This is a genomic window from Streptomyces sp. NPDC091292, from assembly GCF_044757265.1.
GTDB lineage: Bacteria > Actinomycetota > Actinomycetes > Streptomycetales > Streptomycetaceae > Streptomyces.
The window spans coordinates 87,031-108,227 of sequence record NZ_JBIVUQ010000006.1; the positions used below are offsets into that span (position 1 = coordinate 87,031).

Sequence of the window (21,197 nt, forward strand, 5' to 3'; positions counted from 1 at the left end):
TTGGGAGTGACATCGGGGGCTGTCAAGGGCTTGGGCGAGAACGCGCACGGAGGCCGCCGGGTGGATTGACCAACCATGATGTTTACGTCAACATGCTCTCGCGCAGCCCCACCCGGCGGCCGATGATCGATCTAGCTCTGCAAGACGTCCTTCACATACACGAGTCCGTCGATTCCGGGCAGGTGGGACGGGTCGAGTGAGGCGTAGCCGAACCAGGGGGAGACGCGGGGGGCGGGCCGTGAGTCGGCGAGGGTGGTGGCCAGTTGGCGCGCGTCGATGAGGTTGCGGTCCTCGGGGAGGGCGTACAGGAGCCCTTCGAGGGTGTCCGGGGGCGGGGTGTCCACTCCCTGGTGGCGGATCGTGCCGAGGGCCATGGCCAGGAAGGCGTACTGCTCGCCCAGGTGGGCGCTCATGAGGGCGCCGGCGCTCCACCACTCCACCAGGGGCAGGTCCCACATGCGCATCGTGCTCTTCTCGCGCTGGAGATGGGAGTTGTGGGCGTAGACCAGCGCCGGGCCCCGCTGGGCGACGGCGAAGAGGTTGTGGGCCATCATCTGGTCCCGCGCGCCCAGCAGCCGTGTCATGCGGGCCGCCGAGGTGTCGGCCATCCAGAAGTGGTAGCGCAGCAGGCCGGTGGCGGTGCGCCCGTACAGGCGTGCCCGGTCCCAGTCCTCCCGTGAGGTCGCCGTGATCAGGTGGGGCGTCTGCTCGTCGAGCAGGGCCACCAAGTCGTGGGCGTGCAGCCGCAGTTCCTTCGCGTCGGCCGACTGCCCGACCGACTGGGTCGCGTCCATCATCACGGCGGGGTTGGTCCACCGGGCGTCGTCGCCGATCAGGCGGTCGACCGTTGCGGCGGTGCAGGGGAGCAGGTCCGCGTCCACGTGGGCGGCGAGGTAGGCGTGCAGTGCGGTGAGGGCCTGGCGGGGGCTCGCGGCGTGGGTGATCTCCAGCGGGCCGTCGAAACCGACGAAGCGGACGTGTTCGGACGCGGGCCGACCCTCGTTGTGGGCACGCATCCAGCGCACGAGATCGCGGTTGGCCGCGGAGGTGCCCCAGTCGTGGCTGATTCCGTGCGCCATGGCCTCGTCCAGCGTGCCGGTGCCCGAGGTGACGTAGTCGTCCACGAGCAGACCCATCAGGCAGTCGCTTTCGAGCGCGATCGTCCGGTAGCCCTCCTCCTCGACGAGCTGCCGGAACAGGTCGTTGCGCAGGTCGAGCAGCATGTCCTCGCCGTGCGTGGGCTCGCCCAGGGCGAGTACGCGGGGCCGGACCGGAAGCAGCTTCATGACGGCGGCGGCGTCGACGGCGTGGGTGGTGTCCTGGATGTCAGTAGCCATGCCCTCAACGGTATCGTTGAACACTCGATGGAGACTTGGACGCGATATCGTCGGCCCCGTGGTACGAAACCTTCAAAACGGTGGCAAGCTCAGGCCGATCGATCTGGCGCGCGGGCACGGGTTGTCCACGCAGGCCATCAGGAACTACGAGGAGGCCGGCATCCTCCCGCCCGCCGCTCGCACACCCTCCGGCTACCGCACCTATACACCGCTGCACGCAGGGGCGCTGGCCGCGTTCCTCGCCCTCGTCCCCGGCCACGGCCACCAGACGGCGACCGCGATCATGGTGGCGGTGAACGGGGGCGCGGTCGATGACGCGTTCCGTCTCATCGACGAGAGCCACGCCCAGCTCCTCGACGACCGGCGCACGCTCCGGGCCGTGGAGAACGCCCTCCGCGATCTCGCGCCGACCGCCGCCGCGCCCGGAGCCGACACGGCGGAGACGGTGCCGGTGCCCACGCCCGTACCCATCGGCACCTTCATCGGTCCGCTGGCGGGTGAGCTGGGCATCCGGCCCGCGACGCTGCGCAAATGGGAGCGCGCCGGGCTGGTGCGCCCGCGCCGCGACCCGCTGACCGGGTACCGCGTCTACGACGAGGCCGCGGTACGGGACGCCCGACTGGCGCACCAACTGCGGCGCGGCGGTTACCTGTTGGACCAGATCGCCCCATTGATCGCCCAGGTGCGGGCGGCCGGCGGACTGGAGCCGCTGGAGGCCGCACTCGGCGACTGGCACGCCCGACTGTCCGCCCGGGGGCGGGCGATGCTGACCGGGGCCGCCGAGCTGGAGGGGTACCTCCGCGGGCGCGGCTGAACACCACCCGCGCACGCCAGCTCGCCTGCCTACCGGACGTCAAGAACGGTTGATCAGCCTCTTGACCTCGGGAGGAAGCTCCCCGCGTGAGTCGACGGCAACGAAGAGGATGTCGTCGGATGCTTGGTCCACCGTGATGGCGATGTCGGGATGCAGCCCCTTGATCGCGTAGGCGACCGTCGAGTCCGGCGGCCCCGGATCGTCCCCGTCATTCGGTGTGTCGTCGCATCGCGGAATGACGGCCTCCCCCAGCCGCTCTCCGACTTCGAAATCGACGGCCGCGCGCGGCTTCATGAGTACTGACGGAGCGGACCCCGTAAACGTTCGGCCACCGCGGGACGGGTGAGTCTCGGCTGACGGCAGGGGTCGTCGTGGTGTGGTCGACTGTGGCCTGTTTCGGCCGTTCTCGCGGTTCCGGGACGTGGGTACTGTCATAGCCCCGACGGCGCGAGGAGGACCGGCCATGGCATGGATCAGGAGAAGACTCCGGGCACTCAGCGGTGAAATGCGCGCACGGCGAAACCAGTACGGCGACAGGTATGGGCGGAAGGACTAATTCCACCGGCCCGTATGTGGTGCCCGCACAGGGTGGGGTGCGTAGGTGAACTCCCGTTCCCGCGTGCGTCTCCGCACCCCGCTCCCCGCACCCCGCCCTCCGTCCGATGGGTATCACCACTCGTGTTCCTGGACAGGCAGAGCCTCTGGCGCCACCTGAGGCGTTGGGAAAGGCTGGCGGCGGAGGCCGAAGGCCCCTTCAGGCTCCGGCACGGGACGCTGTTCGTCGCCGACGCGGATGCGGCCCGGGACATCCTGGTCGACTCGGCCGAGCATTACGTACCGCAGTCCGGATTCCTCCGCATCGGCCCCGAACCTCTCCCCCAGGCGCTTCGCATCGCGGCGACACGTGAACTCCTCGCGGCCTTGACCCATCACGATCTCAAGTCGTCGTTCGATCTCGAATCCGCGCTTCATGGGGTGAGTGACCGTCGTGGTCGTCTGCGGCATCAGCGGTGGGGAGTCAGGCTGGTCCGGCGGTATTTCGCGCCCGTCATCGCACACGGGCGCCCTCCCGAATTCGACGCGCTTGTCGACACGTACATGGAGTCGAGCATCATCGCGGATGACATCGTCGGCCACGTCGCGAGGCGTTCACATCGTTCGGTGAGCGGCGTCCGGGACGGATTCGCCGAGCAGTTGGGGCGGATTCCCGCACCGGGACCCGAAGCCTGCGTAAAGGACTTGGTCGACGTCGTTCTACGGCTACCGGGAGAACTGTCCCCAGCCGATCGCGCGCAGTTGTTGCAGCGGCTCGTCCTTTCCACGCTCGGCTTCACCGGAATCACCCTGGAATGGGTCGTGATCCTCGGAATTCGGCACGGGTACAACACCTCGGACGTACAGCCGGAGCAGGTCCGTTCTCTGGTCAGAGAAGCGTTACGTCTCTACCCGACCGCTTGGCGTCTGGGACGGGAGGCAGCCACTGATCACGAAATAGGCGGCGTCCCGGTCGAGAAGGGCGAGCACATCCTGATCGGCACGCACGCGATCCACCGGTCGGGAGCCATATGGGACAGGCCACTCGCATTCTGTCCCGCACGCTGGGAATCACCGACCGACGACCAGCGGCGCGCCTTTCTCCCCTTCGGAAAGGGTGAGGAGATGTGCCCTGCAAACGGTTTCGCCCTCAAGGCACTTGAGCATCTCGGACACCTCATCCTGCAAGGCTACGAAGGCACCGTACGCATCCGGAGGGCGAAGCCCCACGCCCGCACCCTCCTCGCCCCACCGGCGGGCCGCACCCACCTCACCCGACACAGCCGAGCCACCCAGAGGTGACGCGGTCACTCAGCCGTCGTACCCCACGGCCCCGCCGCACTCCGCCGCACCACCAACCGTGTCGGCACCAGCGTCCTGCCCCCCTCCACGGTCTCCCCGCGCAGTTCCCGCAGGATGGCCTCGACGCACAGTTCGCCGACCTTGGCGAAGTCCTGGTGGACGGTCGTCAGGGGCGGGATGAACGACGCGGACTCCGCGATGTCGTCGAAGCCGACGACGCTGATGTCCTCCGGCACGCGCCGGCCGCGCTCGTGCAGCGCCCGCAGCACACCTAGGGCCATCTGGTCGTTCGCCACGAAGACGGCCGTGCAGTCGGGGTCCTGCGCCAGTTGGAGGCCCGCCTCGTAGCCGGATTCGGGGGTCCAGTCGCCCCGTAGCAGCGGCGGCACCTCGCGCCCCTCCGCGCGCAGCGCCGCCTCCCACGCGGCCTGGCGGCGGCCGGCGGCGAAGGACTCCTCGGGTCCGGCGAGGTGGCGGACCGTACGGTGGCCGAGGTCCAGCAGATGCCGCACGGCCATCCGCGTGCCCTGGTGCTGATCGGTGTCCACGACGTGGAAGCGGTCACCGGCGTCGGAGTCCACGACGACGACCTTGACATGGGGCGGCAGCGTCAGCGACTTGGTGTCGAGCAGGTGCACCTCCATGATCAGGACGACCGCGTCCACGGCCAGTTCGTCGAGGCGTGTGAAGGCTCCCCGGACGTTGTCCTGCGTGGGGGCGTCGAGCGGGATGAGCGTGACCGCGTACCCCGCGCGGGACGCACAGTTCGCGATGGCCTCCAGGGTCCGCACATTGCCCGTACTGGACAGGCTCATCGTGATGACGCCGATGGTGCGGAAGTCACCGCTCTTCAGGGCGCGGGCCGCGCTGTTGGGCCGGTAGCCCAGCTCCTTCATGGCGTCCAGGACGCGCTGCCGGGTGCTCTCGATGACGGCCGAGTCGCCGTTGGAGACGCGGGAGACCGTCTGCGACGAGACCCCGGCGACCCGTGCGACGTCCGCCATCGAGACGCGGCGCTGCCGCCCTTTCGCGGCACGCCGGCCCTCGCTGTCGCCCGTCCGCGCGAGATCGGCCGTGTCCTTCTCCGCCACCGAAATCCCTTCCGTTCACTACCGCTTCGTGCTTGACGCCCCCCAGTGGGAGTGTCACCATCACGCTACCAATGATTACGTAAACATTTCCCCTGGGGACCAGCTTTCACCCCACCGTCCCATGCCCTGGGACACTCCTCACCCCCTTGTTCCCGCTCTGTTCCTCCTCCCTCTCCCGACCGGTCGGTCACCGACGCAAGGAACCCGTCATGACGCTGTTGTCGACGCCCGCGAAGGCCGTGCCACCACCCCGCCCGCGCGCACGATTCCGCCTCCGCAGGGAGGCCGTCGTCGGCTGGGGGTTCGCGGGACCGTTCGTCGCCGTCTTCGCCCTCGTCTTCCTCGCGCCGATCGGATACGCCGTCTACCTCAGCCTATTCCGGGACCGGCTGATCGGCGGCAACTCCTTCGTGGGCCTCGACAACTACCAGGAGGCGCTGACCGATCCGCGGTTCTGGGACGGGCTGGCCAGGGTCGGGCTGTTCCTGGCCGTGCAGGTCCCGGTCATGCTGGGCATCGCGCTCCTCGTCGCGCTCGCGATCGACAGCGGACGGCTGTACGGCAAGGCGTTCTTCCGGGTCTCGGTCTTCCTCCCGTACGCCGTTCCCGCCGTGGTCGCCACCCTCATGTGGGGCTTCATCTACGGCACCCGGTTCGGCCTGGTGGGCAACATCAACGACGCGTTCGGTGTCTCACTGCCCGACCCCCTCTCCCCCTCACTCGTCCTGGCCTCCATCGGCAACATCGTGACCTGGGAGTTCGTGGGCTACAACATGCTGATCTTCTACTCGGCGCTCAAGGTCGTCCCCCGGTCCCTGTACGAGGCCGCCTCCATCGACGGCGCCGGGGAGTGGCGCATGATCGCCTCGGTCAAACTGCCGGCCATCCGGGGCGCCCTGGTGATCGCGACGATCTTCTCGATCATCGGCAGTTTCCAGCTCTTCAACGAGCCGAGCATCCTCCAGAAGCTCGCGCCGAACGCGATCACCAGCGACTTCACACCCAACGTGTACACCTACTCGCTGTCCTTCTCGGGACAGCAGCACAACTACGCGGCGACCGTGGCGATCGTGATGGGTGTCATCACCGCGATCATCGCCTACACCGTCCAGCTGCGTGGCATGCGGAAGGCTGAGCGATGAGCGCGGACATAGCGAGCACCCCCTCGCACTCCACCGAAGCCGAAGCCCAAGCCGAAGCCGCCTCCGGGACGGCGAGCGCCCCTGCCGCCCCGGCCCGGCGCCGCCGGCGCCGCCCCCACACCCCGCTCAACCCGCGCCCCAGCATCCCGCTGACCCTGGTGACCGGGCTGGTCCTCGTCTACACCCTGCTGCCGCTGGCCTGGCTGTTCATCAACGCGACCAAGGACCAGAAGGGTCTCCTCGACTCGTTCGGCCTGTGGTTCGGTGACGACTTCACCCTCTGGGACAACATCTCCCGGACCCTGACGTACGACGACGGTGTGTTCGTCCGCTGGCTGCTGAACACCCTGCTCTATGTCGCCGCGGGCGCGGGCGGCGCCACCGTTCTCGCCGTGCTCGGCGGATACGCGCTGGCCACGTACCAGTTCCCGGGCCGCCGGGCCGTGTTCGCGGTCGTCATCGGAGCGGTGGCCGTGCCGGGTACCGCGCTGGCCGTGCCGACGTTCCTGATGTTCAGCAGCATGGGGCTGACCAACACACCGTGGGCCGTGATCATCCCGTCACTCATCTCCCCGTTCGGGCTCTATCTGATGTGGGTGTTCGCCTCCGAGGCCGTCCCCACCGAACTCCTCGAAGCGGCCCGCATCGACGGCTCCGGCGAGCTGCGCACGTTCTTCCGTATCGCCCTGCCGCTGCTGATGCCGGGCACGGTGACCGTGCTGCTGTTCTCGATGGTCGCGACCTGGAACAACTACTTCCTGCCGCTGATCATGATCAAGGATCCGGACTGGTACCCGCTCACGCTCGGCCTGGGCGCCTGGAACGCCCAGGCGCAGACCGCGGGCGGCGAGGCCGTCTTCGATCTCATCATCACCGGCTCGCTGCTCACGATCGTGCCGATCGTCGTCATCTTCCTGCTGCTTCAGCGCTACTGGCAGTCCGGCCTCGCCGCAGGCAGCGTCAAGGCGTGACCGCGGCGCCACGCCGTGACTCGTTCCGTGACCCGTCCGCCCTCCGTTCCCTCGTCCGCCCGCACACCGAACCAGGAGCACCACTCATGAGTACGAAGAGCACCCGCCGGCTTCTCGGTGCCATCGCCACGGCCTGTGTGATGGCGCTGTCCGCCACCGCCTGCGGCTCGTCGGATCCGGCCACCGACAGCGGCGGCGGCCCCAAGGACATCAAGGCCGCGCTGGAGAAGGGCGGCAAGGTGACCGTGTGGGCGTGGGAACCCACGTTGAAGAAGGCGGCGGCCGACTTCGAGAAGAAGTACCCCAAGGTGGATGTGCAGTTGGTGAACGCGGGTACGGGTGACAAGCAGTACACCGCGCTCCAGAACGCCATCGCGGCCGGTTCGGGCGCACCCGACGTGGCACAGATCGAGTATTACGCGCTCGGCCAGTTCGCCATCGCCAAGTCCGTGGAGGATCTGACCGGTTACGGCGCGTCCGAGTTCGACAAGACCTTCACCACCGGCCCGTGGACCGCGGTGACGTACGACAAGGCGGTGTACGCGCTGCCGATGGACTCGGGCCCGATGGCGCTGTTCTACAACAAGAGGGTCTTCGACAAGCACGGCATCAAGACCCCGACCACCTGGGACGAGTACCTGGACGCGGCGCGCGCCCTGCACAAGGCGGACCCCAAGGCGTACATCACCAGCGACATGGGCGACGCGGGCACCACCACCAGCCTCATCTGGCAGGCGGGGGGCCGTCCTTACCAGTCCAAGGGCTCCGACGTCACGATCGACTTCGGGGACGCCGGCACCAAGACCTACACGGACACCTGGCAGAAGCTGATCGACGAGAAGCTCGTCGCCCCGATCAACGGCTGGAGCGACGAGTGGTACAAGGGCCTGGCCGACGGCACCATCGCCACGCTGGCCACGGGCGCCTGGATGCCGGCCAACTTCACGTCGGGCGTCGCGTCGGCGTCCGGTGACTGGCGGGTGGCGCCGCTGCCGCAGTGGACCAAGGGCGCCACGGCCACCGCGGAGAACGGCGGCAGTTCGCTGGCCGTGCCGACTGCCGCCAAGAACAAGGACCTGGCCTACGCCTTCATCGAGTACGCGACCACGGGCGCCGGTGCGTCGGGCCGCGTCGCCGGTGGCGCCTTCCCCGCGACCAGGGCCGACCTGGAGTCGCAGGCGTACCTGGACAGCAAGTTCCCGTACTTCGGCGGCCAGCAGGCCAACAAGATCTTCGCGGAGTCGGCGAAGAACGTCGGCACCGGCTGGACGTACCTGCCGTACCAGGTGTACGCGAACTCCGTGTTCAACGACACCGTGGGCAAGGCGTACGTCTCCTCGACACCGCTGAGCAAGGGGCTGGCGGACTGGCAGCAGGTGACCGCCAAGTACGGCAAGGACCAGGGGTTCAACGTCTCCGAGTGACCCCGCACAAGGAACAGCGGCGGCGCGCGCCGGTCGAGTCCGCCTGCGCGCTCCGCCGCACAGAGTAACCGTCGCTGGGCCCGCCTCACCATGATCAATAACCTGTCGGGCGGCGCGTGACCTCGCGTCTGTCGGACAGAGAAGGCGAGCGGCCCCAGTGAAACTCCCGATGGTGCGGCGTATGGCATGGCTTGGCGCGGCGACCGCGCTGCTGACGATGCTCGGCACCGCCCCGGCCGGTGCGGACAGCGCGTGGCAGAAGGTCGGCGGCGACGCCCGGAGCGGTGTCAGCGGCCTCGCGTACGAGGGCCGTACCGGGGCCGGGACCGACGTACTGGTCGTGCACGACAACAAGCGGACGGGGCAGCAGCGGCTGTCCCGGATCACCCACCGGGAGGGCGCCGACGCCGTGTCCCCGCTGATCTGGGCCGGGGCGGAACCGTCCGATCTGGAAGCCATCGAAGCCATCCCCGGGATGCCGGGTGAGTATGTGGCGCTCGCCAGCCGCGGCATCGTCTACCGCCTGAAGGTCACCGGCTCCACGGCGACGGTCGTCGACTACGCGCCACTGCCCGCGATCGGTGCGGGCGACGACTTCGAGAGCTTCGCCCTCGTCGCACGGAACGGGAAGCTCGCCGCGCTGTGGGCGGACCGCGGAGCGGGACCGGACCGGCCCGCGACGCTCTACGCGGCGCCCCTGACGTTCGCCGACTGGGGGCAGCCGCTGTTCGGCGCCGTGACGCGCCGCGCCTACCGGGCGCCGTATCCGGTGGACGGCGGTACGCGGCACATCTCCGACATCTCGGTGACCGGCTCCGGCCGGGTCCTCGTGAGTTCGGCGGCGGACGCCGGGGACGACGGCCCGTTCGACTCCGCGGTGAGCGACGCGGGCCGGGTGTCCGTGTCGGCGGCCGGCCAGGTACGCGTCACGCTCGCGGCGCGGCCGACCGTGCTCGGGACGTTCCCGGGATACAAGATCGAGGCGGTGGAGTGCCTGCCCGGTTCCGCCGAAGCCGTCCTGGGCACGGACGACGAGAACCTCGGCGGATTCATCCGGACCTTGTCGCTCTGCGGGGCCTGACCCTCGGGTCGCTGACGTCTGTGGCGTCGGTGGAGTTGGTGGCGTCGTGTTCGCGGCCGGTCATGTGCGCGTGCCGCTTTTCCGACGCCACCCCTTCGCGCGCCGGGAGCCGCCCCCTCCCTATTCGCCTACGGCGGCGAGGTCTTCGGAATACGTGGGGAAGTGCGCGGTGAATCCGCCGTCCACGGTAATGGTGGTGCCGGTGATGTATCCGGCCTCGTCGGAGACGAGAAAGGCGACGAGAAAGGCGATGTCGTCCGGGTTGCCCATGCGCGGGGTGAGAGTGTGCCGGGTCATGGCCCGCTGCTGCTCGGGCGTGAGGTTGTTGCTGAGCGCCGGGGTGAGGATGGTGCCGGGCGCGATGCCGACGGCTCTGATCCCCTGCTTGCCGTACTGCGTGGCGATGGTCCGGGTGAGCCCGAGGATGGCGGCCTTGGACGTGCCGTACATGGGCCGGACGATTTCGGCCTGGAGTCCGGCGACGGAGCTGGTGTTGACGACGACGCCGCCGCCCCGGGCGAGCATGTGCGGGATGGCGTGCTTAGCGGCGAGGGTGTAGCCGAGGACGTTGACGCGCAGGACGCGGGCGAAGAGGTCGCCGTCGATGTCGATGATGCGCTGGTCGCGGCCGAGGACGTCGGGGGCGAGGAGGGCCGCGTTGTTGTGCAGGATGTCCAGGCCGCCGAAGGTGTCCACGGCGGTGTCGGTCATGTGCCGGATCTGCTGCTCGTCGCTCACGTCCGCGGTCACCGCGACCGCCCGCAGGCCGTCCCCTTTCAGCGCCGCGGCGGTCTTCTCGGCCGCCTCCTCGTTGATGTCGGCGACCACGACCGCGGCGCCGCGCTCCGCGAGTACCCGCGCGGTGGCGTGGCCGATACCCGACCCCGCTCCGGTGACGACGGCGACCTTGTGGTGAAGGTTCGACATGAGAATTCCTGCTCTGTGCGGTGTGGACGCTGGGTGAAAGAACAACAACTGCTGCGATTTTCTTGTGCGTCGACGGCGGGATCGACGGAACACGCAAGGATGGCTTGCATTGGCCACGGCTAGCCGGTGCGTAGCCGCCCGGACGGCGTAGCAGCCGTGTTCCCCGCCCGCCTTTGCACACATTGCCGCGCCGCCCGCCTACGGGATTGTTGCCCGGTTGTTGCAGCCTCGTGGACAGTCCGGCGGGGCTCTTCCACGGTCGAAATCCGCGCCGTTACGTTTCGCGGAACGCATCCCTCCCGCAAAGGACAGCCCATGAGCCAGCCCCTCGATTCGGTGACGGCGGGTCACACGCCCGACGATGTGCCCCCGGCGACCTCCGGGTGGTCCTTCGAGACCCAGCAGATCCACGCGGGCGCGGTACCCGACCCGACGACGGGCGCCCGTGCGGTGCCGATCTACCAGACGAGTTCGTTCGTCTTCCGCGACACCCAGCACGCCGCCGACCTCTTCTCACTGGCGGAGCCCGGCAACATCTACACGCGGATCCACAATCCGACGCAGGACGTCTTCGAACAGCGGGTCGCGGCCCTGGAGGGCGGTGTAGCGGCCGTGGCGCTCGCGTCCGGGCAGGCCGCCGAGACCCTGGCGATCCTGACGCTGGCGAGCGCGGGCGACCACCTCGTGTCCAGTACCTCGCTGTACGGCGGCACGTACAACCTCTTCCGGCACACCCTCCCGAAGTTCGGCATCGAGGTGTCCTTCGTGGACGACCCCGACGACCTCGACGCGTGGCGCGCGGCGATCCGGCCGAACACCAAGGCGCTGTTCGCCGAGACGCTGGGCAATCCGCGGGGCAACGTCCTCGACGTACGCGGGGTCGCGGACGCGGCCCACGCGGCCGGGGTGCCGCTGATCGTCGACAACACCGTGCCGACGCCGTATCTGCTGCGTCCGATCGAGCACGGCGCGGACATCGTGGTCCATTCGGCGACGAAGTTCCTCGGCGGGCACGGCACGACCATCGCCGGTGTCGTCGTGGACGGCGGCACCTTCGACTTCGGCGCGCACGCGGACCGCTTCCCGGACTTCAACGAGCCGGACCCGAGCTATCACGGACTGCGGTACTGGCCGGATCTCGGCCCCAGCGCGTTCGCGATCAAGCTGCGCGTGCAGCTACTGCGGGACATCGGCCCCGCGATCTCGCCGCACTCGGCGTTCCTGCTGCTCCAGGGCGTGGAGACGCTGAGCCTGCGGATCGAGCGGCACTCGGCCAACGCGCAGGCACTCGCCGAGTGGCTGGAACAGCGTGACGAGGTCGCGGCCGTCCACTATCCGGGCCTGGAGTCCAACCGCTGGTACGAGGCCGGGCAGCGGTATCTGCCCCGGGGCGCGGGCGCCGTGCTCGCGTTCGAGCTGCGGGACGGAGTGGAGGCGGGCAAGCGGTTCGTGGACGCCGTCGAGCTGTTCAGCCATCTCGCGAACATCGGTGACGTACGGAGCCTGATCATCCATCCGGCGTCCACCACGCACAGCCAGCTCGGCCCGGCGGAACTCGCGGCGACGGGTACGGCGCCGGGTCTGGTGCGGCTGTCGGTGGGCATCGAGAACATCGCCGATCTGAAGGCGGATCTGGAGGCAGGCTTCCGCGCGGCGAAGGAAGCCTCCTGAGCGCCGGACCGGCCGGCACTCCCTCCCCAGAGGTACCGTCCCCTCCTGTCACCGGCGCGTGGCAGGAGGGGGACCCCCGTGGCGACCGCAGGTGGGTGGCGCTGGACAAGCCGCTGGGCCTGGAGGCGGGCGGTGAACTGCCCGGGGTGCGGCTGGCGTACGAGACCTGGGGGCGGCTCGCGCCCGACGCGTCGAACGCCGTCCTGGTCCTGCACGCGCTGACCGGTGACAGCCATGTCGTCGGCCCGGCGGGTCCCGGCCATCCCACGCCCGGCTGGTGGAACGGGCTGATCGGTCCCGGCCTGCCGCTCGACACGGACCGCTGGTTCGTCGTCGCACCGAATGTGCTGGGCGGCTGCCAGGGCAGCACGGGTCCGTCGTCGGTACGGGACGGGGGTGCCCGGTGGGGCGGGGCGTTCCCGTTCCTCACGCAGCGCGATCAGGTGGCCGCCGAGGCCCAGTTCGCCGACGCGCTCGGGATCGAGCGGTGGGCGCTGGTGATCGGCGGCTCGATGGGTGGGATGCGGGCGCTGGAGTGGGCGGTGACGTATCCCGGGCGCACCGGGTCGCTGCTGCTCCTGGCGTGCCCGGCGGCGGCGAGCGCGGAACAGATCGCCTGGGCCGCCGTCCAGCTCCACGCCATCCGCACCGATCCGCACTGGCGGGGCGGCGACTATCACGGTGCCAGGGCGGGCGGGGGTCCGCACGCGGGGCTCGGCCTGGCGCGCCGGCTGGCCCATGTGACGTATCGCAGCGAGCCCGAACTCCGGGCGCGGTTCGGCCGGTTGACGCAGGGAGTCGAGGATCCGTGGCGGGGCGGCCGGTACCGGGTGGAGTCGTATCTCGACCATCACGCGGCGAAGCTGGTGCGCCGCTTCGACGCCGGCAGCTATGTCGTCCTGACCGAGGCGATGAACAGCCATGACATCGGCCGCGACCGGGGCGGAACCGCGGCGGCCCTGCGCCGGGTGCGGGCCCGCACCCTGGTCGCCGGGGTGGATTCGGACCGGCTCTACCCCCTGGCCCAACAGGAGGAGTTGGCGGCGGGCATCCCCGGCGCCGACCGAGCCCGGATCATCGAGTCACCGTACGGACATGACGGCTTCCTGATCGAAACGGAGCAAGTCGCCGTGCTGGTACGGGAGTTGCTGGGGAGTTCGTAGGGAAGTACCAGGTGGACCGGGTTCGGTCACGGCGAATGTGGTTCCGCCGGGCCCGCGACCGGGTGCGGGCGGTATCCGGACTCCAGGCGCTTGCCCTGTTCCTTCGTCAGCGTGACCTCCAGAGCCGCGAGGGCGTCCTGAAGATGTGTCAGCTTCGTCGCGCCGACGATGGGCGCGCCGACGCCGGGTCTACCGAGAAGCCAGGCGAGCGCCACCCGGGCCGGAGGCAGGCCGAGTTCGGTGGCGACGGTCCGGAGAGTGTCGACGATGTCGAAGTCGTCCTCGGTGTAGAGCGCGTCGGCGAGCGGGTCCGTGCCGCCGCGTGCGGTCGTGCGTGCCCCGCCGCGCTCGCGTCCCCCGGCGAGCAGCCCACGGGCGAGCGGGCTGTACGGCAGGACACCGACGCCCTGGTCCAGGCAGAGCGGGATCATCTCGCGCTCCTCCTCGCGGTAGACGAGGTTGTAGTGGTTCTGCATCGAGACGAACCGGGTGGTTCCGGCGAGCGCCGCGGTGTACTGGGCCTTGGCGAACTGCCAGGCGTACATGCTGGACGCGCCGATGTAGCGCACCTTCCCTGCCCGGACGACGCTGTCGAGCGCCGCCATCGTCTCCTCGATCGGTGTGTGGTGGTCCCAGCGGTGGATCTGGTACAGGTCGATGTGGTCGGTGCCGAGCCGTCGCAGGGACGCGTCGACCGAGGCCAGGATGTGCTTGCGGGACAGGCCGCGGTCGCCGGGCCGATCGCTCATCGGGTAGTAGACCTTGGTGGCCAGGACGTAGTCGTCGCGGTCGCCGAAGCACTCGGAGAGCAGCCGTCCCGTGACCTCTTCGGAGGCGCCCCGGTCGTACATGTCGGCCGTGTCGAAGAGCGTGACCCCCGCGTCCACGGCGTGCCGCACGATTGGCCGTGCCTCGTCGGCGGTGAGGTGCCAGGCGCGGCGCGAACGGTCGCCGTAGCTCATCATGCCGAGGCCGATACGGGAGACGGTCAGCCCGGACGTGCCCAGGCGGGTGTAGCGCATGACGGGTCTCCGTTCAGGTCCGGGGGGCGGTGGTGAGGAACAGGGGTGTGACGGAGAGGTCCAGGTGTACGGCGGCTCCGTCGTGGGGCGCCGTCACGTGGCTGCCGAAGGTGTCGGTGACGTGGGCGGTGGGGTGGGGCCAGGGCCAGTCGACGGGGGTCGGGGGTGCGTCCTCGCCGGTGAAGGTGTCGCCGTCGGACCAGAGGATGTGCAGTGGGGGACGGCTGTCGCGTACCACCTCGAAGGCGAACACTTCCTGGTCCGCCCTCTGCCCCCGCCCGCCGTGGTCGAGGCGGCACACGGATGTGGCGCCCTCCAGGTGGTCCGCGAGCAGCGCGAAGGTCTCGGCGGACGGGCGGCGCGCGGTAAGGGCCCGGCCCTCGTAGTCCATGAGCGCGAGTTTGCCGAACAGGAAGCCCATCAGGTTGAGCGGGTCGGCGTAGCCCGGGACCTCAGGGGCGAGATTCCAGCAGACCGTCCGCGTGACGCCCGACGCCAGGGCGAGGACATTGCGGGTGACGAGCTGGCGGCGGTTGATACGGTCCCGCTTCGCGGCCAGGTCCGGCGGGCAGTCGTCCAGGAACATCCGCAGCTCGGGCGGGAGTTCGGCGGCGCGGGCGTACAGGGCTCGCATCGTCAGGCGGTCCGGCGACTCGGGCGCTGCGGATACTTCGGGGTCCGCGCCGAGACCGGAATCGGTGCCGGAATCAGTGCCGGAATCAGCAATCGTGCCCCCGAACGCCGCCGTCATCGTCGCCTCGAACACGCCCTGCGCCGCCGGGAATTCGAAGAGGATCGGACCGTTGTACTCCCCCGCCACCACCGGCCGTTCGTAGCCGTGGCGGCGCATCATCGCGCGGACGGACTCCACCTGGTCCGGGACGGCGCGGGGGTCTCCGTACAGGTTGACGGCGAACAGGTCGAAGGAGTCCCGTCCGTCGGCGACGACCTGGTCGAAGAACTGCCGGGCCGGGCTGCCGTCGGGGCTCGCGAGTACGTCGTAGCCGCAGCCGCCGAGCACGAGCGCCGCGTCCGGGTCGGCGGCGCGCACGACGGCGGCGAATGCGGTGAGCTGCTCGACGTACTCGGGGGCGGTGCCCGCCCAGAGCATCCCGGTGTTGCTGGGCTCGTTGTTGCACTGCCAGTACTCCACGCGCCCCCGGCAGCGCGTGACCAACTCCCTTATGAAACGGGCGTAACGCTCCCTGTCCTTCGCCGGTGACGACGGGAGGAAGTCCGTGGGGTGCCGGGTGGCCCACGGGGAGCTGGAGCAGACGGTCACCCAGGTCTCGGCCGCCGGGTCGAGCTGCCCGAGAAGCGCGTCGACCACCGTCCAGTCGTAGCGGCCCTCCTCCGGCTCGACCTGGCTCCAGTACACATAGACGCGGACCAGTGAACCGCCCAGCTCGCGGATCTCGGGGACGAAGCTGTCCGGCGGTCCGAAGAGTCCGTAGCTGACGCTGCGGACGATGCCCAGACGGATCCCGGGCGGGGTGGCGGACGGACTCATGCGCGCTCTCTCCACTTACGTATACGCCATATACTTCCGCTTGAGTCTATATACTCTTCCCGTGAAGGAGAACCCGGAGGGCCCGGAGAGTGCGCCGCCGCCCTTGATCTGGACCCGGCCCCCGCCCCGGCGGCGGCAGAGCCCCCTGGAGCGGGACGACATCGTGAAGGCCGCGGTCGCCGTCGCCGACGAAGGGGGTGCCGGCGCGCTCACCATGGCGGCGGTCGCCCGGCGTCTCGGCCCGTACACACCGATGGCGCTCTACCGCTACGTCCTCAGCAAGGACGGCCTGGTCGACCTGATGCTCGATCACGTCACGGGCGAGATCCCGCTGCCGGACGAACCGGGCGGCGACTGGCGCGCCGACCTCCGCCGGGTCGCCACCGACAGCTGGGCCATGGTCAAGCGCCACCTCTGGTACGCCCAACTCGTGCCGACCCGGCCGCCGTTGGGCCCGCACATGATGCGCCGCACCGAGTACCTGCTGCAGATCCTCGTCCGGCAGGGGGTGACGGTCGGCGACGCGATGACATACGTCGCGCTCCTCGACCGGCACATCTTCGGCAGCGCCCAGCAGGAGGCCGAGGAACGCGCCATGCGGCGCCGCCACGGTCTGCACACCCCGCTCCAGCTCGCGGAGGCGATCACGGCGGCGCGGGAGCTGGCGGCGGCCGACGGGCGCCATCCGGCGCTGACCGCATGGATGACGTCACCGTCCGGACCGGACATGGACGAACAGTTCGCGCTCAGCCTGTCCTTCCTGATCGACGGCATCGCGACCCGACTGCCCCGCCCGGACGGCCCGTCTCACACCGCGTCGCAGTAGGCGACCAGACGATTTGGCCGTCAGCAGGTTTCCGGTGTGTGGGTCCGAGTGCCGTAGCGAAGGCCGTCGACGAGGAGGGCGATCATGCGTCGGGTGTGGCCGTTCTCGTCCTCGTGGGCGGGCAGGGTGAGATTGCGGGTGGCCACCAGGATGTCGTCGGGGTCGACGTCGGCACGGATCTCACCGGCTCGCGCCGCGCTGTCCAGGAGCGTGGTGAGGACGGGTATGAGGCGCTGCTCGAAGTAGGCGGGCAGGCTGTCGTAGGTCGGGTCGCCCGAGTGCAGGGCGGCGCTGAGTCCGCGTTTCGTGGCGATGAAGACCGCGAAGCGCTGGAGCCATTCGGCGAGCGCTTCGGCCGGGCCGCACTGGGCCACGAGGGTGGGTGCGGCGTCGGCGCAGGCGTCGACCTCGTGGCGGAAGACCGCCGCGATGAGGTCGGCCCGCTGCGGGAAGTGGCGGTACAGGGTGCCCGCCCCCACCCCCGCCTTCGCGGTGATCTGGCGGACGGGGGCGTCGACGCCCGAGGTGGCGAAGACGTCCGCCGCCGCCGAGAGCAGGGCGTCGGTGCTGCGTTGCGCGTCCGCGCGCACCCGCTTGACGGGCTGCCCTTCCGACGTCGCCTCGGTTCCGGTCACCCGAGTCGTGCCCTGGTCCTGAGTCATGTCCTCACGCACGGCGCTTCCCTTGCTAAACGGAACAGTGTTCCGTATTGTTCTAGGTGGAACGTTGTTCCGGTATGCAGCCTAGCCGCTGCGCCGCACGCGGGCCATGAGCAATCGGCCATGAACAATCGGCTTCGGGCAAGGAGAACCATGAAGTACCGCACTCTGGGGCGGACCGGTATCAAGGTCAGTCCCTACTGTCTGGGCGCGATGATGTTCGGCGCCGTGGGAAACCGCGATCACGACGACTCCGTCCGGATCATCCACAAGGCGCTGGACGCGGGCATCAACTTCGTCGACACCGCCGACGCCTACTCGCGCGGCGAGTCCGAGGAGATCGTCGGACAGGCGCTCAAGGGCCGCCGGGACGAGGTCGTCCTGGCCACCAAGGCCCACCTCCCGATGGGCGACGACCCCAACCAGCAGGGCAACTCCCGGCGCTGGCTGACCCGTGCGCTGGAGGACTCGCTGCGCCGCCTGGGGACCGACCACGTCGACCTGTTCCAGGTCCACCGGCCCGCGCCCGACACCGACGTGGAGGAGACTCTCTCGACGCTCACGGATCTGATGCGCGCGGGAAAGGTCCGCGCCATCGGCTCCTCCACCTTTCCCGCGTCGGACATCGTCGAGGCGCAGTGGGTCGCCGAACGGCGGGGCTTGCAGCGGTTCCGCACCGAGCAGCCGCCGTACTCGATCCTCAACCGCGGCATCGAGCGCGAGGTCCTGCCCGTCTGTGAGCGCTACGGCATGGGCGCCCTGGTCTGGAGCCCGCTCGCGCAGGGCCTGCTCACCGGCCGGTTCCGCAAGGGCCACGAGACCGACAGCCACCGCGCGAGCCGCGGCTACCGGCACCTGACCGACGAGCGCCGGCTCGACACCGTCGAACAGCTCATCGCCCTCGCGCGGGACGCCGGGATGCCCCTGACCCACCTGGCGATGGCCTTCGCCATCGCCCACCCCGGCGTCACATCCGCCATCATCGGGCCGCGCACCATGACCCATCTCGACGACCTCCTCGCGGGTGCGGAGACCACACTCAGCGACGAGATCCTCGACCGGATCGACGCGATCGTGCCCCCGGGCACCGACGTCGGGGCGCTCGACATGGCGTACGACCCGCCCGCCGTCCAGCGGGCCGGGCTGCGGCGCCGGGTGCCGGACGAGCGCTCCGCCGCCTGACCCGCGACCGGTCGGCGCCCTGCCCGAAGACGGTTACGCGGACGTCCCGTACACGCTCAGGCCGGAGAGCTGGCCCGCCGGCCACCCGGTGTTGGCGGTGAAGTGGATGCGGACGTAACGGGCGGTCGCGGCCGGGAAGGTCACCGTGGCCGTGTTGCCGGTGGCCGGGTCGAAGGTGCGGCCCGCGGACCCGGCGAGCGTGGTGAAGTCCGTGCCGTTGAGGCCGCCTTGGACGGAGAGGGTCTGGACGCGGGTGGCCCAGGCCGGATTCGGCGGCAGGGTGAGCACCACCCGCTGCACCGAACGGGCGGCGCCGAGATCGACCTGGATCCACTGCGGGAAGGCGTTGTTGACGCTCTCCCAGTACGTGCCGGGGTCACCGTCCACCGCGTTGCCCGGCCCGTATGCCTGCGTCTGGCCGCTCGCCGCGGCCGGGCGGCGCAGCGCCAGGTCACCGGTGGGCTCCGGGACGCCGCCCGGGTACGGGACGGTGGGGCGGACCGGCGTCAGGGCGATCTGCCCCTTCAGCATCCGGCCGCCGTCGGCGGTGAGGCGCAGGTAGTAGTCGGACGAGCAGGCCGTGCCGTCCTCGTCGAGCGCGCGGATCCCGGAGCCCGCCGGGACGGACGCGGCGGTCTCGGCGGTCTTGGCGATCTGGTTGCCCTCGTTGAACTCGTCGAACATCGAGATGTAGAAGCCCTGCACCCCGATGCCGACGAGGTTGTAGAACTGGCGCCACATCAGATCGCCGTGCGCCCGGTGCCCTGACTGAAGGTCGCCGGGGATCACGCACGGCTGGTAGTCGATGCCCCGGGCCGCGCAGTCCGCGAGGTCGGGGGTGTTCACGTCCCGCAGGTACCCGTCGGCGCCCGGGACATTGGTGACCCGGCCGACCATCCAGGGCGAGATCATGTCGCACGAGTGGTACACGTCCAGGAATCCGGGGCGGGAGTCCCCCGTGCCGGTGCGCCAGTGGGTCGGCACTCCCCCGATGACGTAACAGCCCTGCGCCTTGAACCAGTCGACGACCTCCTTGCAGGGTCCGGGCGTGAAGGGCCGGCTGGGCTCGGAGAAGCCGAACCCCCAGATGCAGACGACGGGTTTGCCGTTCTGGCGGGCGTACGCGGTCGAGGCCGTGTGCGCCTTCATCTTCGTCGTCCAGTCGTCCTTGATCTGGGTCTGCATGGACAGCCAGTCGGTGACGTCGTACATGATGTAGAACTTGCGGCCGTACGCCTCCGCCGACTGGCGCACCTTCTGCGCCATGCCGTCCCGGGTCGGGCCCTCGGCGCCGTACGGGTTGAAACGCTGGAGGGCGGCCGTGTCGCAGCCGTTGTCCCGCATCCAGCGGAAGTGTGTGTCGACCGTCTGCTGGTCCCAGGACGAGAACAGGGTGGCGGGGGCACCGTTGCCGAGGTTCGGATAGGCCGTCCGGTAGCCGCGGGTGAAGTCACCCATGTCCGGCCAGGAGACCAGGGTGGTGTTGGTCGGGGACGGCGGCTGCGACGCGTTGCTGCTGTAGTGCCACCAACTGTTGATGGGGGCACCGTCGCCGATGCACGCGAACCAGCCCTGGTAGCCGACCGTGATCTTGCCGACCACGTCGCCGGGGGGTGAGGCGGCGGGGGCCTGGGCGGCTGCCGTCGCCGTCGCGGTCGCCGCCGTGCTGAGGCCCGCCGTGGCCGTACCGGCGAGCGCGGAGAGGATCACGGACCGTCGGGAGATGCTCACGATTCCTCGCAGGGGGGTCGAGGGGGTGCGCGGAGGGTGCGGTGCGTGAGCGCCAACCTATGAACATGTCGGTGCACAGACAAGATGAGTGCACGCAAATTCTCGACATGCGGCCACAAAGACGCGACAGTCAGCTTCCGTCGGGCCCTGAGGCACGGTTCGGGTCCGGCCAGGCGCCTCGCGCGGCGACGTCCAGAATCAGCGCCGCGATGTTCCAGGCATCGTCCTCGCCGCTGTGATGGCGCCCCTCCAGCGGCAGCCCCGCGACCGTCAGCGCCTGGGCCATCCCGGGGCGCTTGACCAGCCCGTACGCCTCGGTGAAGACCCGCTTGGCGTTGGCGTGGCGGTGACCGAAGGGGTACGGCACCCCCGTCACACGGCACTGACGGGTGAACTGGTTCCGGTCGTAGTCCCCCCAACTGGCCCACGGGCGCACACCGGACAGGTGCGTCACGGCCAACTCGCGGCAGGCGGCGGCGAAGTCGACACCGGTGTCCACCTCGGCCTGCGTCAGACCGGTGAGTTCGGTGCAGAACGCGCTCACCTCCGAGCGCGCGGGGCGCACCAGGACGCGGTGTCGGGCGAGACGTTTCCGCGCGGCGATGTCGACCACGGTCAGGCCGATCTCGATGATCTCGCTCACCTGACCGGGCGGCGGCTGCCCGTCCCAGCAGGTGGCCTCGATGTCGACGACGTTCAGGAGGTCCGCGCCGCCTCCGGTGTACGGGGTGTCCATGGCGGCGAGCGTAGGGACCCGGTGCCGCTCCGGTCATCCGGGTTTCCCTACGCCACACACCTCCACCCGGACGG

19 protein-coding genes are annotated in these 21,197 nt (G+C 69.9%); 10 read left to right on the forward strand and 9 right to left on the reverse strand.

Features of this window, described 5'->3' with window-relative positions:
* Positions 1-131: 131 nt before the first annotated feature.
* Complete coding sequence (locus ACIQNU_RS18815; RefSeq protein ID WP_401367331.1) at positions 132-1,337, reverse strand: erythromycin esterase family protein; 1,206 nt, start codon at positions 1,335-1,337, stop codon at positions 132-134.
* A gap of 58 nt (positions 1,338-1,395) precedes the next feature.
* Between ACIQNU_RS18815 and ACIQNU_RS18820 the strand changes: the two genes are divergently transcribed.
* The gene (locus ACIQNU_RS18820) at positions 1,396-2,151 is read left to right on the forward strand and encodes a TioE family transcriptional regulator (RefSeq protein WP_401367334.1); all 756 of its coding nucleotides are present in this window, start codon (positions 1,396-1,398) and stop codon (positions 2,149-2,151) included.
* Positions 2,152-2,190: 39 nt separating this feature from the next.
* Here the strand turns inward: ACIQNU_RS18820 and ACIQNU_RS18825 are convergent, their stop codons facing one another.
* Entirely contained in the window at positions 2,191-2,445 is a 255-nt protein-coding gene (locus tag ACIQNU_RS18825; RefSeq protein WP_401367337.1) for a DUF6281 family protein, read from the reverse strand.
* 384 nt (positions 2,446-2,829) lie between these two features.
* On the opposite strand from ACIQNU_RS18825, the gene ACIQNU_RS18830 reads away from it, so the two are divergent.
* Positions 2,830-3,987, forward strand: coding sequence for a cytochrome P450 (locus ACIQNU_RS18830; protein WP_401367340.1), 1,158 nt, complete (start codon positions 2,830-2,832; stop codon positions 3,985-3,987).
* Positions 3,988-3,992: 5 nt separating this feature from the next.
* Here ACIQNU_RS18830 and ACIQNU_RS18835 read toward each other — a convergent pair whose 3' ends face one another.
* The gene (locus ACIQNU_RS18835; RefSeq protein ID WP_401368054.1) at positions 3,993-4,991 is read right to left on the reverse strand and encodes a LacI family DNA-binding transcriptional regulator; all 999 of its coding nucleotides are present in this window, start codon (positions 4,989-4,991) and stop codon (positions 3,993-3,995) included.
* Positions 4,992-5,287: 296 nt separating this feature from the next.
* Here ACIQNU_RS18835 and ACIQNU_RS18840 point away from each other — a divergent pair, with 296 nt between their 5' ends.
* The 4 genes from ACIQNU_RS18840 (at position 5,288) to ACIQNU_RS18855 (ending at position 9,696) form a co-directional block, all read left to right on the forward strand.
* Complete coding sequence (locus tag ACIQNU_RS18840) at positions 5,288-6,220, forward strand: carbohydrate ABC transporter permease (RefSeq protein ID WP_401367343.1); 933 nt, start codon at positions 5,288-5,290, stop codon at positions 6,218-6,220.
* A complete protein-coding gene (locus ACIQNU_RS18845) occupies positions 6,217-7,191 on the forward strand; it encodes a carbohydrate ABC transporter permease (RefSeq protein WP_401367346.1) in 975 nt (324 codons plus the stop codon). The genes ACIQNU_RS18840 and ACIQNU_RS18845 overlap by 4 nt, the downstream gene beginning before the upstream one ends.
* Before the next feature lie 86 nt (positions 7,192-7,277).
* Positions 7,278-8,615: an ABC transporter substrate-binding protein gene (locus tag ACIQNU_RS18850; protein ID WP_401367349.1), complete on the forward strand. Its 1,338-nt coding sequence runs from the start codon at positions 7,278-7,280 to the stop codon at positions 8,613-8,615.
* 181 nt (positions 8,616-8,796) lie between these two features.
* Complete coding sequence (locus tag ACIQNU_RS18855) at positions 8,797-9,696, forward strand: hypothetical protein (protein ID WP_401367352.1); 900 nt, start codon at positions 8,797-8,799, stop codon at positions 9,694-9,696.
* Positions 9,697-9,816: 120 nt separating this feature from the next.
* Here ACIQNU_RS18855 and ACIQNU_RS18860 read toward each other — a convergent pair whose 3' ends face one another.
* Positions 9,817-10,623, reverse strand: a complete 807-nt coding sequence (locus tag ACIQNU_RS18860) for an SDR family NAD(P)-dependent oxidoreductase (protein ID WP_401367355.1) — start codon at positions 10,621-10,623, stop codon at positions 9,817-9,819.
* 315 nt (positions 10,624-10,938) lie between these two features.
* On the opposite strand from ACIQNU_RS18860, the gene ACIQNU_RS18865 reads away from it, so the two are divergent.
* A complete protein-coding gene (locus ACIQNU_RS18865; protein WP_401367357.1) occupies positions 10,939-12,294 on the forward strand; it encodes a bifunctional o-acetylhomoserine/o-acetylserine sulfhydrylase in 1,356 nt (451 codons plus the stop codon).
* On the forward strand, positions 12,291-13,457 hold the full coding sequence (locus ACIQNU_RS18870) for a homoserine O-acetyltransferase (RefSeq protein ID WP_401368057.1): 1,167 nt from the start codon (positions 12,291-12,293) through the stop codon (positions 13,455-13,457). Before ACIQNU_RS18865 ends, ACIQNU_RS18870 begins: the two co-directional genes overlap by 4 nt.
* Before the next feature lie 26 nt (positions 13,458-13,483).
* Here ACIQNU_RS18870 and ACIQNU_RS18875 read toward each other — a convergent pair whose 3' ends face one another.
* Together ACIQNU_RS18875 and ACIQNU_RS18880 are read right to left on the reverse strand one after the other, a co-directional pair.
* Entirely contained in the window at positions 13,484-14,479 is a 996-nt protein-coding gene (locus tag ACIQNU_RS18875) for an aldo/keto reductase (RefSeq protein WP_401367360.1), read from the reverse strand.
* Positions 14,480-14,492: 13 nt separating this feature from the next.
* Positions 14,493-15,989, reverse strand: a complete 1,497-nt coding sequence (locus tag ACIQNU_RS18880; protein ID WP_401367363.1) for a hypothetical protein — start codon at positions 15,987-15,989, stop codon at positions 14,493-14,495.
* A 61-nt stretch (positions 15,990-16,050) separates the two neighbouring features.
* Between ACIQNU_RS18880 and ACIQNU_RS18885 the strand changes: the two genes are divergently transcribed.
* Positions 16,051-16,815 (forward strand): TetR/AcrR family transcriptional regulator, encoded by a 765-nt coding sequence (locus ACIQNU_RS18885; RefSeq protein ID WP_401367365.1) that lies wholly within the window; start codon positions 16,051-16,053, stop codon positions 16,813-16,815.
* 20 nt (positions 16,816-16,835) lie between these two features.
* Here ACIQNU_RS18885 and ACIQNU_RS18890 read toward each other — a convergent pair whose 3' ends face one another.
* The gene (locus tag ACIQNU_RS18890; RefSeq protein ID WP_401368060.1) at positions 16,836-17,477 is read right to left on the reverse strand and encodes a TetR/AcrR family transcriptional regulator; all 642 of its coding nucleotides are present in this window, start codon (positions 17,475-17,477) and stop codon (positions 16,836-16,838) included.
* Positions 17,478-17,627: 150 nt separating this feature from the next.
* On the opposite strand from ACIQNU_RS18890, the gene ACIQNU_RS18895 reads away from it, so the two are divergent.
* The gene (locus tag ACIQNU_RS18895) at positions 17,628-18,656 is read left to right on the forward strand and encodes an aldo/keto reductase (RefSeq protein ID WP_401367366.1); all 1,029 of its coding nucleotides are present in this window, start codon (positions 17,628-17,630) and stop codon (positions 18,654-18,656) included.
* A gap of 33 nt (positions 18,657-18,689) precedes the next feature.
* On the opposite strand, the gene ACIQNU_RS18900 is transcribed toward ACIQNU_RS18895, so the two are convergent.
* Both ACIQNU_RS18900 and ACIQNU_RS18905 read right to left on the reverse strand, forming a co-directional pair.
* Complete coding sequence (locus ACIQNU_RS18900; RefSeq protein WP_401367369.1) at positions 18,690-20,387, reverse strand: discoidin domain-containing protein; 1,698 nt, start codon at positions 20,385-20,387, stop codon at positions 18,690-18,692.
* Between the two features lie 130 nt (positions 20,388-20,517).
* Positions 20,518-21,123 carry an exonuclease domain-containing protein gene (locus ACIQNU_RS18905; RefSeq protein ID WP_401367371.1) on the reverse strand — a complete coding sequence of 202 codons (606 nt, stop codon included), beginning with the start codon at positions 21,121-21,123 and terminating at the stop codon, positions 20,518-20,520.
* Between the last annotated feature and the right edge of the window lie 74 nt (positions 21,124-21,197).